Raw genomic sequence first — 14,867 nt, 5'->3', positions numbered from 1 at the left:
TTTTCTTTTTGTTGAGGTTTTTTAAAAAATTATACTGATTTTATTATTTGTAATGTTCTCGAATATATGTCATACACGCTTTAAAATCCGAACCAGTTTTTGTAGCAGACAATCCATTGGCCTTGATAGCATTTTCTAATGCGAAACCAATTTCTCGACTTGTTCTATTTTTAAAATTTACGCGCGTACTATTATTACTAGCATATTTTACATGCCCTTTGTGTACGTGCCAACCGCTTCCTATTCCTGCATCAAAGTTGATTCCTTTCAATTGCGCAATAGTTTGCGGACGATTATCTTTTAGTTGAAAACTGGATGAGGTTTCCTTTTTTTGAGTCACAACATTGGCAACTGCCTGACTCGTCTTTTTTTCTAATTTGCGTGCGTGCGTATTCATCATATGTCCTGTTGGTTACTTAAAGATACGTTGAAACGTCATATTTATATTCCTGATATTCTATTAAGTTTAAAGATGTCTACGAATTGTATACGCTTTGATTTTTATTTGAAGATTTGAACTTTAAAAAAGTGCTAAAATCGAAAAGTCAGACAATTACGCCTGACTTTTCTTTGGATTGAGTTAGTAAAAATATGCCGAGTATCATTTTGAAATAATGAGAAACTGCACTTTTTATTATTGTAGTACACAAAAAATTACGGCTGTGTTTCTTTTTTTAGTGTAAATTTTTCATGTCCCGTTTGCCAAAAAGCAAAAGATAGAATGTCTTGCAATTCAGTTTGTCGTTTTTCAGTGCTAGCATCAAAACCATGTCCGCTATTAAAGTTAACATTGAAAAGTATTGGCTTGTTCGAATTACTTGCTTGTATCATTCGAGCTGCAAATTTTCCAGGTTGCCAAGCTGGAACTCTTGTATCATTCATTCCTGCAGTAAGCAATAACGCAGGATATTTTTCATTGTCTTCTACATGATGATATGCGTCCATTTCCAACAGATATTCAAATTCTTTTGCATCTTTTACCGTTCCGTATTCTTTGATGCCGTTGAGTCCATTTGGCGTATTTTCAGAGCGTAATGTGTTTAGTTTTCCAACACGTATGATGGCTGCTGCGTACAAATCTGGACGTTCTGTGATAGCACGACCAATTAAAATTCCGCCTGCACTCGAACTCCAAGCGGCAATTTTACTTGCGTTGGTATATTTTTGTTCAATTAAGTATTCGGTACAAGCAATAAAGTCTTTCCACGTGTTTGGTTTTGTTTTTTTAAATCCTGCCTTGTGCCAAGTATCTCCTTTTTCTCCTCCGCCACGTACGTGTGTTACTGCATAAATTCCACCTTTGTCTATCCACTGCATCATCATCGCATCTACTTCTGGCGTTAAGGAAAACGCATACGTTCCATAACCGCGCATTAATACATGATTGTTTCCGTTTTTTTGAATGTCTTTGTGGTAAATTAACGATAACGGAATGAGCGTTCCGTCATGTGAAGGAACTTCTAATTCTTCCACCACAATATTGTCGTAATTTGTGTTTGTTTTCTCTGGATATAAGCTTTCTTCTGTAAATGTATTTTCTTCAGAATTGTATTTGTAGCGAACTTCATTGGTTGTCCAACCACTGATTTCAATCCATAAATCGTCAAAATCGGCACCTTTAGAGAGTAAATAGATTGCGCCTGCTGGTTTTGGAATTGGAATTTCTTCTATTTCTCCCGATTGTAAGCGATAGAGTTTTGAAGAAACACCATTTTTCGTTTTTACAAAAAAGAGTCCTTGCTTGGTAATGACAAAATCGGAAATGGTTGCTTTCGGATCTTCCGCAACTAGAATTTCAGGATTTCTTACATCTGGATTTTTGAGCGAAGTTTTACAGATTTTAAAGTTTGAAGCTTCTCGCGCCGTAATAAAGTATAAATCATCTTGATCTACCGAAAAAAAAGGAATTTTGTCTTCCTGTTTGAATAAAGGTTTCCACGTTATTTTCTTGTTGTACAAATTATCATATGCTGTGTAATAATATTCGTAGTAAGCGCTTGCGCCAGAAACGTTACTAAACAGGTATTTGTCACTTTGATTTTGCAAAATCACTTCTGGGAAATCGCCTGAATTCATATTTATTTCAGGATTGTTTTCTTTGGAAAAATAGACATTCAATCGTTTCGGATTGCTTCCTATTTTGTATAAAACGGTTTGTATGTTTTTTAAGTAATTTTCGTCGTCGCTATTTGTATGCGGAATGTGTTCGTAGAAGAAGCCACTATCATCTGCTAGCCAACGAATTCCGCCAAGTGCCGCTGGCCAAGCATTTGTTATGACTTGCGGATATTTCTTTTTTGTTTTTGCGTCTAATACAATCAACTCCGATATTTCTTGATCGTCTTTAGACAGACTTATGACTATTTTAGCATTGTTCCAACTCGGATTGAAATAGTTGATGTAATAGTTATTTTCTGATTGATTTTTATACGTTTCAGGATCAAAGATTAAAATTTCTTCTCCTTCAATTTTATACCTACAATATAATTTTGCGACAGTTTCTGAGGCATCTTTTTTGAGGTAGTAATAATGATCGTTGTTGGTAAAGGTAAATTGTGAAATTTCTACATGAGCTGCATTTGTTTCCGCCTGAAACAACTCGCGTCCCGAAATATTTTGCAGTATATTTTGTGCATAAGCTGCTTCGTTTTTGTACCAATGAAGGATTAAAGAATCTTTCATGTTTTCAAGCGGTCTGAATGTATCTTTGACCTCTTTACCATGATATATATCGCTAGTGTTACTTTTTAAATATGTTGGTATTGTGCGTTGAAATGATTCTTCAGTAGCACAACTTATGAGTATAATTAAAATAATACTTAGCAATGTTTTATTCATAATGTCTTGAAATTGATAAGTGTACACGTCTTGGTAAGTGACCTGTACACTTTTTTTAGCACTCTAATATGATTTCACATGATAATCATGACAGCCTGCACTTGCACTTGTCCTTGAAACGGTGCTTGCACTTGTTGTCTGGTATCTCCTGTTTTGGAGTTACCTTTTCTACTTCGTCCGCCACCAGAAATCATTTCTTGTTCGCTTAATGTTGCTATTTTTACTTTTGATAACAGCAATTTGTTTAGGGTTTTGGTTTGGTTTCTCATCCTTCCTTTGTTTTAATGTTATACTCAAATGTATGACCTTACTAGGGTAAAAAGCAAATGAAGTTATGAAATATTTATAAATTTTACACAATCAACAAAATATTAATTTACTGATCTTCAATTATTTACATTCTTTATTTTATTTTTTAATTCTCTTACAAAAAACGATGGTTTGATGCCCGTTTTTTTGTAAAAAGCCGCCGAAAATGATTGTTGTGTTTTAAATCCGCATTCTTCTGCAATGGCTTTTATGGTATATTCTCTAAAGCGTGAATCGTTTGTTATTCGTTCAATTGCATATTCAATTCTGAGTTGATTTAAATAGTTTGAAAAATTTACTTGCTTCGTTTCATTGATTACTTTTGATAGATATGTTCCGTTGGTATTTAGCTCTTTTGCCAACTGTGGTAATGTATATTTTTTCTTTACAAATTTATCAGTTGCTTCAAATTTTTCAAGTTTTGTCAAAATATCATTGACTAAGTCTTCCGGCAATTCTTTAATGGTATTTTCAGAAACTACAACCGAAGATTTTTCTTTTTGCGCCAATTTTTCTTTTTGCTTGGCTTCTATGAGTTCTTTTTTCTTTTGTTGTTCTTCTAATAATTTGTGAAAACGTTTTTTGTGAATTACCTGTTTTCGGAAGAAATAATAAATCGCTCCAGCAAACGCTAGTAATAAAGATAACAATACAATTATAATTACATTGTCTTTATCTTTTATTTCTTTTATAATTTTATCTCGTTCTTTTTCTAAAATCTTGTTATCATAGTTGGTTACAATATCTTTTACTAAATCTTCGTAGTTGTGTTGTGATATTTTACGAAATTTTATTTCTTGTTCTAAGTATTTATTGCGAGTTTCTTTGTCTCCTTTGGCTTTGTAATAGTCCTTTATATAATCGTAAGCGTCTAGCAGTTCTGGCATTACATCTCTAGTTACTTCTAAGATAGAATCGACTTTTATAAAATTTTTGACACTATTTTTCTTGAGTTCTTTATTTGTTTTCCCAAGAAATAAGTGTGTGAACGCTAATGAAATCAACTGACTTTTATCATCTTCAAATAGTTTTTTTGCTCTTAGTAAACTATCACGTGCTACTGCATAATCTTGTTTAAAATATGAATTAATTCCTGAATTCAACACAAAATAATTGTAACCAACATCGTCATTTGTAGCTAATGTATTGGATATTCCTTTATCAATATAATAGCTTGCAGAATCTAACTGTCCTGTATAAGTAAACGCATGTGAAAGGGCAAATAAACCTCTGTTGTACCTGTATCCTGAATCTTTGAGTCCGCTAGATTCTAAAAAGCGAACATAGTCTTTAAATATTACTTTCGATTCTTCGTGCCGCTCAATTGTATTCTTTATCAAACCTATATTTAGATTGATGGTTGCATGTAACATTGTATTTTCTTTCGCACGATCTAACGCAGTAGTAAAATTATCAAGTGCCAATTTGTATCGTCCCAGTCGATAATAATACCTACCTTTTTGATTGTAACCTTCTGCGGGATAGCTTTCGTTATTTTTAAGATCTTTTGTTAAAAAAATAATGCTATCACTAAATATGATACATTTTTTATCTAAATCTCTCAGGTAATATTCTGAGTATTGTAAATACGCATCTGCAATTTTTGAGGTGTTTTCTGTTTGTTTGGCTCTTTGCAATGCAGCTTGTAGCGATTTAAGATTTGTATTTTCAATTTTAATAGCAATACTATCGTTTTTAGAAGTACTCACTTTCTTTTTTATAACAGTATTCTGTGCAATTAAAACAGCGCTAAAAAGCTGTAAAACCATTAAAAACAGTGATATTCCGATAACTTTTTCTTTACGAATCATGGATGGCTAGTGTATGATATGTACGTATATTTTAGGGGAAGTTTTGTAACGCATGTAAGGTACTCATTTTTTATAAAAATTTATGAAAGATTTATAAATCGTGAATAGCTTCTCTTGTTTTTAGGTACATTTTGCACTTACATTTACAGTAATAAAAATTATGAAAACGAATTAAAAAGCATTGAAGTTTTCTCATAACAAAACTTCTTTTAAAGGATCTGATTATTTACTGCTGTATGAAAGTTACATAAAGTTTTGCCGATTTCTTTATGGAATATCAGCTTGTAAATATTTAGATCGACGAATACTTTCTCAAAAAAGTATGGTTGTTGATTAACGAGCTACCGATTGTCTTACCAGCAAACGGTAGCGAATCAACAATAAAATCTGCATCAAGTTACGGTAAATTAGTTTGTTGTTCAATCTTTAACGTACCAAATGATGATACTTAATAACATTATTTATTTTTTGATTATCGCAATTTTAATCTTGGCATTTGGTATTATATATCAGGTGATTCAATCAATGACAATTGACGAAAATTCTGAGAGATTCAACAAACGACACGAATTACGAAAAAAATGGTTTTTAAATATTTTAAAACCAGACCATAAAACCATAAGTTACAGTATTATTTTAGGAATATGTATTGCGATTTTAGGAATGAGCATTGCGGTATTTGCACAGCAACTTATTGATACGATTCTACCATCTAAAGATACCAATATGCTCATTTTTAGTATTGCTATTGTCACTGCCTTGTTATTGATAAAAGCCTATTTTACAACCTTGCGCGATCAGTATTTGATTTCTCAAAGTAAGAATTTGAACAATCGTATTATCGACCGATTTTATACATCGTTGTTACGCTTACCAAAACCGTTCTTTGATACGCGAAAAATTGGGGAATTGGTTGCCCGATTCAACGATACGCAGCGCATTCAAAATGTCATAAAAGTAGTGGTCGGAAATGTAGTAATACATACACTGATTTCACTTGTTTCACTAGGATTTTTATTCTTCTATTCGTGGCAAATTGGTCTGATCGCAATCACAAGTCTGCCGTTTTATTTCTTGTTTATGTATGGTTTCAACACAAAAATCATCAAAGCACAAAAAGAAATTATGCACAGTTGTACAGATAATGAAAGTAATTATATTGATTCGCTACAAAATATATCTATCATAAAAAATACCAACAGACAAGGTGTTTTTCAGAAAATGAACCAACGTATTTACGGTAATTTTCAAGATAAAATATTTCAACTAGGCAAAATAAACATACGGTTGTCCTTATTTTCAAGTGTATTTGGTGTCTTATTTTTAATGGGCATTTTGATATATTCTTCGTTCCTAGTGTATACAGAAGTGATGCTTATTGGCGAACTTACTGCGGTATTGTGCATTGCATTTTCATTGTTGCCATCTGTAGCACAATTGGCATTGGTGGCAATCCCAATTAGTGAAGCAAAAGTTGCTTTTGACAGAATGCACGAATTTATTGCTTTGGAAGAAGAAGCCACAGGAAAAACACCATTAACAAAGTTTAAATCGCTCGAAATTAAAAATGTTTCTTTTGGTTTTTCCGATAAGGAAAATGTATTAAATAATATCAACATTAAAATTTCAAAAAAGCAATGCATTGCCATTGTTGGCGAAAGTGGTTGCGGAAAAAGTACGTTAAGTCAAATTATTCAAAAATTTTATACACATACGAGCGGCGAAATTTTAGTGAATAAAGAAATTCCGCTAAAGCAAATATTAACCAAAGATTGGCGCAATATTATTGGCGTTATTCCACAAGAAGTGACCATTTTTCCGAATACCGTTTTTGATAATATTGTGTTGGGCGAAGAAGATACGCTTCAAAATGTAGATGCTTTTATTACAGAATACGGCTTTGAAGATTTTATTCAAAGCTTACCAAAAGGATATGCAACCATGCTTGGAAAAGGTGGAATCAATTTATCTAAAGGACAAAAACAGGTTTTAGCGCTTATTCGCGTCTTGTATAAAAAACCACAACTGTTAGTTTTAGATGAATTTACTGCAACAATGGACAAGAAAACTGAGCGGTTTGTTTTTGAATTATTAGAACAATTAAAATCGAAAATGGCCATTATTTTCATCTCCGATCATTTACACTATTTAAAGCAAATTGCTGATGAAATTTATGTAATTCAGGAAGGAGAAACAAAAGTACATGGCAATCATATTACATTATTAAAAACGCCTAATTTTTACAGTGATTTTTGGAAAAAAATACTAAAAACACCCGAAACAGTAAATTACATCTCATGAAAAAGAAAAAGTTGTTAGTAGTTAGTACACACAAAAATCCAAAATGGGGATGAGAGATCAACACATGATGCATTATTTTTTTCATTAAGTTTTTAATTTTCACGCTTAGTTTACTGGGAATGCTAAGCAAGCAGCATGTGTTGTACTCTTTTTTAGGTTTAAGGGAAACCTAATTGCATTATTTTTAGGCTGGCAAAGCGGCAAGGGTGACGTCTTCCGCTTTGCTTTTTTAATGATATTTTTTGCCGTTTTTGAAGAATTAATGATAAAAACGACTGAGAAAGCTAGCATACTCATTTTCAGCTTCATAATAGTAAATCCCAAAAAGCAACGTACTATTTTCGGGAACTTTATCTTTCACTCCATTCGAAAAACTGCTCCACGAACCTTCTTTTAAAATGTCAATCAATTGGTTGTCTATTGGATCGTCAAAACCTGCAATTAATTTTACATCTTTCACAGCTAGATGCTCAGTAAAAGTCAACTCAAAAAAAGCATATGATTTTTTAAGACTTAGTCCTTTAAACTGAGCTAACTTTTTATGCAATACCGCTTTTTCTCTAAATTGAATTTTGCTTGTATACTGAATATTTTTCTTTTTGAAAAGCTCTAAAATAGTAAGTTCACGACGTTGATTTTTCATCTGACGTGCATTTTTGCGTGTTTTCTTCCGATAACTCCCCGAATAATCTATATAAAGCAATCCAGAACACATACCAATAGTATACTTTCCATCCGCATTTTTACGTGCATACGCAATTAATTTGGTTTTGGCAGGAATAAAAATACTACAAGACGATCCGATGCCTCCATTATTTCCTGCAACATATATAGATTTTAATTGATCGCCTTTGTAAAGCTTATTGATTTTAATATCTGCTCTGTATAACTCTTTATTTTTTTCGTTAGGATAAATTTTAACAATAGTTACGTTTGCTACAAAATCCGATTGTACATATTTTTCTGTAATACTTGGCGGATCGCAAGAACAAGCCGTTGCATAAAAACTACTTACTAAAAATATGAGTTGCATCAACTTTTTCATTGGTTTCGGTAGGTTTCAATCATTTGTATTACTTCTGGCAAAGACACATTAAATTCTGTTTCTGCAATAACAACAGGACTTCCAAAACGTTGGATGTTAGATTTCATCAATCCTTTTACCAAACTATTTTTATCTTTAAAAAATGCTTCTTGATCTTGTAACATAATGACTAAAGCAACAAAATTTATACCTTTTTTTATTTCAAATCCTTTGATAAGCTGCCAAGAAACTATGCCCATAGCATTCGTATTATTTTTTATTCCATCTTGATTTATAATTACCGTAGGTTTATTCCTCAAAAGAGAAAACAACAAATAACTTCCTACTAAAAAAAGAAATCCAAAAAATAAATAAACAAAGGTTGAAGGTAGCAAAAACCAAGTTAAAACACACAAAGTCAAAATGATAACTACCTTAAATAATTCTCTTGATTTTCGTTTTGGATCTTTATAAAATACTAAGGGTGAAGCCATTTTTCAACGTTGATATATGTTAAGTAACTGATTGCTAAAGAATATGTGCAATTTATGAAATTAATTATCTGAATTCGTAACCTGAATTTAATATAGTTGTATAATTTTATACAGAAATTTACAGTCAATTAAAGATTAAGATACATGAAAAAGAATTTGATTACGCTTTTATGTTTATTTATTACACTAACGAGTGTTGCACAAGAAAACTTACTACAATCTGGACCTATGGTTGGATATTCAGATTTTAGAGAAGCACTCATTTGGGTACAAACTACTGAAGCTGCTGAGGTAAAAATAGGATATTTTGCTGCTGGTGAAACAGAAAAATTCACAAAAACGGTTGCAACTACAGAAGCGGGCGATTTTATAGCAAAACTTACGCCTAATGAAGTCGATTACGGAAAAACGTATACGTACAAATTATACATTAACGACACCTATGTTCCGCGCGACTATAAACTAGCATTTCAAACACAAACGTTGTGGCAATTCCGAACGAATCCACCTGATTTTAAAATCGCTATAGGTTCGTGTAGTTTTATCAACGAAACAAAAGACGACAGACCAAAACCGTATGGTGGAAAGTACCAGATTTTTAACTCAATTCTCGAAAAAAATCCAGATTTAATGTTGTGGGTTGGCGATAATATGTACTTACGAACGCCCGATTTTATGACCGAGACAGGAATTCGTCACCGATACAGACATACACGCGCCACAAAAGAATTGCAAGCTTTACTAGGTAGTGTGCATCATTATGCAACTTGGGACGATCATGATTTTGGTCCAAATGATGCCGATCGCAGTTATGTAAACAAAAAACTTACCGAACAAACCTTTAACGATTATTGGGGAAACCTAAATACGAATGCCGCTGGAAATGGTGGCGTAACACAACATTTTGCTTGGAATGATGTAGAATTCTTTATGTTGGACGATCGCTATCACAGAGCACCAAACAGAGATCCGAACAAAGACAAAGCGTATCTTGGAAAACAACAATTAGATTGGTTGATTGATGCCTTAACCAACAGCAGAGCAACTTTTAAAGTAATCATTAATGGCGGACAAGTCATTAGCGATGTTGCAAAATTTGAAAACTACGCAACATATCCTACCGAACGTGCTGAATTGTTACAACGCTTGCACGACTCCAAAATAGAAGGTGTTCTTTTTATTAGTGGCGACAGACATCACACAGAAATTTCAAGACTAGAACGTACAGACGCATATCCTTTGATAGATATCACCTGTTCTCCGCTTACCGCGGGAACGCATTCTGCAAGAGATGAAGGCAACACGCTGCAAGTAAAAGGCAAAACATTTTACAACCGTAATTTCGGAATTATGGAAGTAACCGGAAAACGTAGAGAACGTATATTGGTACTTACCATTTACGACTCTGATGGTCAAAAAGCTTTTGATTACGAAATTAAAGCACAAGACCTGCGCTATCCGAGAAAATAACAACTAATTTTTTAGCTTTTTTACATGATTTTAGCTATTGACATTCACTACAAAGAAACTTATGCGAAAGCAGTTTGTGTTGCATTTAATTGGGCAGACGAAACTTCTGAAACTATTTACACCGCAAAAATTGAAGATGTGAAACCGTATGTTCCAGGTGAATTTTACAAGCGCGAATTGCCATGTATTTTAAAAGTACTAGAACAAGTTAATCTCAATGAGGTAACTGCAATCATTATTGACGGGCATGTGTACGTTCATAACGACGGAAAATATGGTTTGGGCGGTTATTTATGGGAAGCCTTAGATAAAAAAATCCCGATTATCGGAATTGCTAAAAAATCATTCATTCATACAGAAAAGTTTGCCACTCCTATCAAACGTGGTTCGAGTGAAAGTCCTTTGTATGTTTCCTGTATCGGAATTGACAAAGAAACTGTACTAGAAAAAGTGAAATTATTACATGGAGCACATCGGATGCCGACAATTTTAAAACTTGTAGATACAATTACTAGAACTGAAATGGCGTAAGTTCTGTACAAATTTAAAGTATACATCATACATGTTACACGCTATTTACGGAAGTTTTCTCTGTAGCTTCACTAGCTATTAAGTGCTTCTAAAAAACACTCTAAATAAAAAGAGAATCCTTAGGGCAAAGGATTCTCTTTTTATTTTTAAAACAATTTATCAGATTGTCAATACCGTAATACTAATTATTAAGATACAAATATAGTCGTACAAAATTCTGGTACATTACAAAATCGGTTAGTTACACCCACAATATAGATGAACAGTAAGTTTTAATCGACAAAATTCACTTTTTTTTGGAAGGAAAGATTATTTTTTGGAAATTCTCTAAATAAAAAAAGAATCCTCAGGGCAAAGGATTCTTTTTTTATCTTTAAAACAATTTATCAGATTGTTAACACTATAAATACTAAATATTAATAGTATAAATATAACATACTAATTTTGTTTACGCTTTATGTTGTCGATGAAAAACATCATATCTATAGATAAATGGTCATTATTCAACGACGAACTAATAAAAAAAGGACAGACTTATTTTTTAAAAAAACTATTAAAACAAAAAAAAAGAACTTTCGAGGCATTAAAAGTTCTTTTATTTCTTTTACAATTTACCAGATTGTAATTATCGTAATACTAAATATTTATTCAAATATACTATTCTACTAAGAATCAAAAAGATAAAAGTCGATCAGTAAGCATTAGAGTGTAGATGAATGACAATATTTGAGCGATAAACTAAAAAACTTTTCTCTCAGAAAATCAAATAGTTACATTTTACAATCAGACAAAAAACAAATGATTACAAAAGCGAAAGGAGTGTTCCCCAACACTCCTTTCTATTTGTAGAATAATAAACCTCAATAAAATACTCATTGAAACTTGGTCTAATGTAGTAATTGTGATGACAAAAATCCTGTAATAATGTATAAGCGTAAGAAATAGTTAATAAGCGTAATCTTTTCATCTATAAAACAAAAAAAGGAGTGTCCCCCAACACTCCTTTTCGCATAAGAAATATATTCTTCTATTTACATCCTTATTACCTAAGTCTAAATTTTTAGTGAAGAATAAATAACCTAAAAAACCTGCGTAAACTTATGTAAACTCAGTATACTATAAAAGAAGTTGTGCACGTAATTTATAAATTACGTGTAAATATTGAGCGACTTAATAAATTGATTTGCAACCCATAAAACTCTTTTTTATGACCATTTAATCACGTTTTTAGATTTTTGATATTACGTGTTTTTTGAGATTATATTTTGAGTTATTAACAATAAAAAATGGTTTCTTTCTTGGAATTGCAGCATCAAAAAAAGTTGAAATTTAGCTTTTGCATAAGGAAAAATTTAATACTGAATCGATATTTTGAAATTGTTACAAGTCATAGTTCATTACAAATCTAATTTCTTAAAATAATACTTGTGTATGCTACTTTTCAAATTGCTTCTAGCATGATTGTCGTAAAAGCCATTTTGAGTGTAAAACAAAAAAATAGCTTGAGTAAAAACTCAAGCTATTCTTAAAGTCATCAACAGAGAGACTTTTTTTTAAATATAAATTGAATAAGTGTATATAACTTACGAAGTGTTATGCTAAAACCGCTTGTACTTTATCAGCAGCTTCTTGGAATTCTACGGCAGATTCTACAGCCAATCCTGAATTGTCAATCAATTCCTTTGCGATGTCTGCGTTAGTTCCTTGTAAACGAACGATGATTGGCACTTTAATTGCGTCTCCCATGTTTTTATATGCATCAACAACACCTTGTGCAACACGATCACAACGAACGATTCCACCGAAGATATTAATTAAGATTGCTTTTACATTTTCGTCTTTTAAGATGATTCTAAATGCTTCTTCTACACGTTTTGCATCGGCAGTTCCACCAACGTCAAGGAAGTTAGCAGGTTCTCCACCAGCCATTTTAATCAAATCCATTGTTGCCATTGCCAATCCAGCACCATTTACCATACAACCTACGTTTCCGTCAAGGTCAACATAGTTAAGTCCTACTTCTTTCGCTTCAACTTCAATTGGGTTTTCCTCACGTAAATCGCGCATTGCTGCATAATCTTTGTGACGGAATAATGCATTTTCGTCCAACGTTACTTTTGCATCTACTGCCATGATTTTATCATCAGATGTTTTCAATACAGGATTGATTTCAAATAATGAAGAATCAGAAGCAACATATGCTTTGTATAATGAAGAAACAAAACGTGTCATTTCTTTAAATGCTGTTCCGCTTAATCCTAAGTTGAAAGCAACTTTTCTAGCTTGGAAAGGCAATAATCCTTGTGCAGGATCAACTTCTTCTGTAAAAATTAAATGTGGCGTTTCTTCAGCAACCGTTTCAATATCCATTCCACCTTCTGTAGAATACATAATCATGTTGCGTCCTGTAGCTCTATTTAACAATACAGACATATAAAATTCGTTTGGTTCGCTATCACCAGGATAGTATACATCTTCCGCGATTAATACTTGGTGTACACGCTTTCCTTCTGCAGAAGTTTGCGGTGTTACCAAATCCATTCCAATGATTTGTCCGGCGATGTCTTCTACTTCTTGAAGATTTTTGGCAAGCTTTACTCCGCCACCTTTTCCACGTCCACCAGCATGAACTTGTGCTTTAATCACATGCCATCCTGTTCCTGTTTCTTCTGTCAATTGCTTTGCAACTTCAACAGCTTCCGCAGGTGTAGAAGCTACTTTTCCTCTTTGTACGCGTACGCCAAAACTTGCTAATATTTCTTTTCCTTGGTATTCGTGTAAGTTCATTTTACGAAATTTTTTATAGTGCCACAAATGTAAAAAATCGATCGCACTAAACCCAATTAATTTTGGTTTTTGATCGATTAAAAAAAAGAAGCTGTCTAAAAACTAATTTTTCAGACAGCTTCTTTGTATTCTAATTGTTTAAATTGATTTATGGCTGATGATCGGCACAAGCTGCTTCACATAGTAAAAAGTCATAACTAGAAGGCAAATATTCACTACAAGGATCAAAACTTGTATCCATAGTAAAACTCCCTGTTCCACCTTTTAAAGTATCCAATTTGTTAAGATTTGAAATTGCTTTTTTGTTTAATAACAAACTCTTTAATTGATGCTTTTTCATAATTTTAAATTTTAAGTTAAAGCTACAATTTAATTAATTAAAGTTGTTCAACTTTACGGTTTCTCCGTATAAATTATGATGTAAAAAAACGAACATTATTGCTCGTTTTTCAATTTTAATTCATGCTTGTTGTGATTAACGTGTACAATCATCGGAATTTGGTTGAAGCGTCACTTGGCAACCAAGTCTACACGTTTCACAACTACAACCACTCGCCGTCGGACAATTGGTACTTTCACCGTTTTTTCCACCGTTTTTTGACTGTAGTTCACTAATTTTTGTCTTGTTTAAAGCTAAGGAAGCTAGATTTCTTTTTTTCATAATTATATATATTTATTTATATGAAGATATCACTTCTCATCCTCAAATTCTAGTATTGTATGTAACACTTTTATAAATCCCGATCATTTTTCAGCATTGGTCATTTATTAAAAACTATAAATTGTTATAAATTTAACTTTTTGTGTTATTTTTATATTTTTTAAATCATTTTCTTTATTGTAATTTGAAATTATTATAGTTTTGAACCGTTAAAAAAGTACCATGAAAGAATCTGATTTATTACATATCGCAGAAACGTTTGGAAGTCCAACGTATGTATATGATGCCTCAAAAATAACTTCGCAATACGAACGCTTAACCAAAGCATTTGCAGCTGTACCTAAGTTAAAATTACACTATGCCGTAAAAGCATTGTCAAATTTGAGTATTTTAAAGTTGATGAAATCGCTTGGCGCAGGATTGGACACCGTTTCCATTCAAGAAGTACAATTAGGACTTGCCGCAGGATTTGACGCAAGCGAAATTATGTACACACCAAACGGTGTTTCGTTGCAAGAAATTGAACAAGCAGCACAATTAGGTGTAAAAATCAACATTGATAATTTATCTATTTTAGAACAATTTGGAAGCAAACATCCAACAATTCCTGTGTGTATTCGTATCAATCCGCATGTAATGGC

General features: G+C 32.5%; 13 protein-coding genes. 4 read left to right on the top strand and 9 right to left on the bottom strand.

All coding sequences use genetic code 11. The annotated features are described in order from the left end of the window. Positions 1-43 precede the first annotated feature (43 nt). The 4 genes from KAOT1_RS00840 to KAOT1_RS00825 all read right to left on the bottom strand — a co-directional run bounded on the left by KAOT1_RS00840 (position 44) and on the right by KAOT1_RS00825 (position 4,958). Complete coding sequence (locus KAOT1_RS00840; protein ID WP_157559960.1) at positions 44-400, bottom strand: hypothetical protein; 357 nt, start codon at positions 398-400, stop codon at positions 44-46. A 254-nt stretch (positions 401-654) separates the two neighbouring features. Next, positions 655-2,838, bottom strand: coding sequence for a prolyl oligopeptidase family serine peptidase (locus tag KAOT1_RS00835; protein WP_007092761.1), 2,184 nt, complete (start codon positions 2,836-2,838; stop codon positions 655-657). A 74-nt stretch (positions 2,839-2,912) separates the two neighbouring features. Further along, positions 2,913-3,107 carry a hypothetical protein gene (locus KAOT1_RS00830; RefSeq protein ID WP_007092760.1) on the bottom strand — a complete coding sequence of 65 codons (195 nt, stop codon included), beginning with the start codon at positions 3,105-3,107 and terminating at the stop codon, positions 2,913-2,915. A 117-nt stretch (positions 3,108-3,224) separates the two neighbouring features. Continuing rightward, positions 3,225-4,958, bottom strand: coding sequence for an AraC family transcriptional regulator (locus tag KAOT1_RS00825; RefSeq protein WP_007092759.1), 1,734 nt, complete (start codon positions 4,956-4,958; stop codon positions 3,225-3,227). Between the two features lie 438 nt (positions 4,959-5,396). Between KAOT1_RS00825 and KAOT1_RS00820 the strand changes: the two genes are divergently transcribed. Then, positions 5,397-7,259, top strand: coding sequence for a peptidase domain-containing ABC transporter (locus KAOT1_RS00820; RefSeq protein WP_157559958.1), 1,863 nt, complete (start codon positions 5,397-5,399; stop codon positions 7,257-7,259). 259 nt (positions 7,260-7,518) lie between these two features. On the opposite strand, the gene KAOT1_RS00815 is transcribed toward KAOT1_RS00820, so the two are convergent. After that, complete coding sequence (locus tag KAOT1_RS00815) at positions 7,519-8,292, bottom strand: hypothetical protein (protein ID WP_238528668.1); 774 nt, start codon at positions 8,290-8,292, stop codon at positions 7,519-7,521. An 8-nt stretch (positions 8,293-8,300) separates the two neighbouring features. After that, a complete protein-coding gene (locus KAOT1_RS23475) occupies positions 8,301-8,777 on the bottom strand; it encodes an STM3941 family protein (protein ID WP_007092756.1) in 477 nt (158 codons plus the stop codon). A gap of 144 nt (positions 8,778-8,921) precedes the next feature. On the opposite strand from KAOT1_RS23475, the gene KAOT1_RS00805 reads away from it, so the two are divergent. Both KAOT1_RS00805 and KAOT1_RS00800 read left to right on the top strand, forming a co-directional pair. Continuing rightward, positions 8,922-10,247 (top strand): alkaline phosphatase D family protein, encoded by a 1,326-nt coding sequence (locus KAOT1_RS00805; protein ID WP_007092755.1) that lies wholly within the window; start codon positions 8,922-8,924, stop codon positions 10,245-10,247. Positions 10,248-10,271: 24 nt separating this feature from the next. Continuing rightward, positions 10,272-10,778 (top strand): endonuclease V, encoded by a 507-nt coding sequence (locus tag KAOT1_RS00800; RefSeq protein WP_007092754.1) that lies wholly within the window; start codon positions 10,272-10,274, stop codon positions 10,776-10,778. A gap of 1,593 nt (positions 10,779-12,371) precedes the next feature. Here the strand turns inward: KAOT1_RS00800 and sucC are convergent. From sucC to KAOT1_RS00785, 3 genes are all read right to left on the bottom strand, one after another. Beyond that, entirely contained in the window at positions 12,372-13,565 is a 1,194-nt protein-coding gene (gene sucC, locus KAOT1_RS00795; RefSeq protein ID WP_007092753.1) for an ADP-forming succinate--CoA ligase subunit beta, read from the bottom strand. A 148-nt stretch (positions 13,566-13,713) separates the two neighbouring features. Further along, positions 13,714-13,905: a hypothetical protein gene (locus tag KAOT1_RS00790; protein ID WP_007092752.1), complete on the bottom strand. Its 192-nt coding sequence runs from the start codon at positions 13,903-13,905 to the stop codon at positions 13,714-13,716. A 135-nt stretch (positions 13,906-14,040) separates the two neighbouring features. Further along, positions 14,041-14,226, bottom strand: a complete 186-nt coding sequence (locus tag KAOT1_RS00785) for a hypothetical protein (RefSeq protein ID WP_007092751.1) — start codon at positions 14,224-14,226, stop codon at positions 14,041-14,043. A 222-nt stretch (positions 14,227-14,448) separates the two neighbouring features. Between KAOT1_RS00785 and KAOT1_RS00780 the strand changes: the two genes are divergently transcribed. Further along, on the top strand, positions 14,449-14,867 hold a 419-nt coding region (locus KAOT1_RS00780), incomplete at its 3' end, for a diaminopimelate decarboxylase family protein (protein ID WP_007092750.1).

Source organism: Kordia algicida OT-1 (assembly GCF_000154725.1).
Taxonomy (GTDB): domain Bacteria; phylum Bacteroidota; class Bacteroidia; order Flavobacteriales; family Flavobacteriaceae; genus Kordia; species Kordia algicida.
Note: the sequence above shows the minus strand (reverse complement) of the source record. Positions and strands in the feature narration are given on the sequence as shown.

Bases quoted from the DNA above. Each gene is read 5' to 3' on its own strand.
- KAOT1_RS00840 (WP_157559960.1), bottom strand. From the start codon at position 400: ATGATGAATACGCACGCACGCAAATTAGAAAAAAAGACGAGTCAGGCA.
- KAOT1_RS00835 (WP_007092761.1), bottom strand. From the start codon at position 2,838: ATGAATAAAACATTGCTAAGTATTATTTTAATTATACTCATAAGTTGT.
- KAOT1_RS00830 (WP_007092760.1), bottom strand. From the start codon at position 3,107: ATGAGAAACCAAACCAAAACCCTAAACAAATTGCTGTTATCAAAAGTA.
- KAOT1_RS00825 (WP_007092759.1), bottom strand. From the start codon at position 4,958: ATGATTCGTAAAGAAAAAGTTATCGGAATATCACTGTTTTTAATGGTT.
- KAOT1_RS00820 (WP_157559958.1), top strand. From the start codon at position 5,397: ATGATGATACTTAATAACATTATTTATTTTTTGATTATCGCAATTTTA.
- KAOT1_RS00815 (WP_238528668.1), bottom strand. From the start codon at position 8,292: ATGCAACTCATATTTTTAGTAAGTAGTTTTTATGCAACGGCTTGTTCT.
- KAOT1_RS23475 (WP_007092756.1), bottom strand. From the start codon at position 8,777: ATGGCTTCACCCTTAGTATTTTATAAAGATCCAAAACGAAAATCAAGA.
- KAOT1_RS00805 (WP_007092755.1), top strand. From the start codon at position 8,922: ATGAAAAAGAATTTGATTACGCTTTTATGTTTATTTATTACACTAACG.
- KAOT1_RS00800 (WP_007092754.1), top strand. From the start codon at position 10,272: ATGATTTTAGCTATTGACATTCACTACAAAGAAACTTATGCGAAAGCA.
- sucC (WP_007092753.1), bottom strand. From the start codon at position 13,565: ATGAACTTACACGAATACCAAGGAAAAGAAATATTAGCAAGTTTTGGC.
- KAOT1_RS00790 (WP_007092752.1), bottom strand. From the start codon at position 13,905: ATGAAAAAGCATCAATTAAAGAGTTTGTTATTAAACAAAAAAGCAATT.
- KAOT1_RS00785 (WP_007092751.1), bottom strand. From the start codon at position 14,226: ATGAAAAAAAGAAATCTAGCTTCCTTAGCTTTAAACAAGACAAAAATT.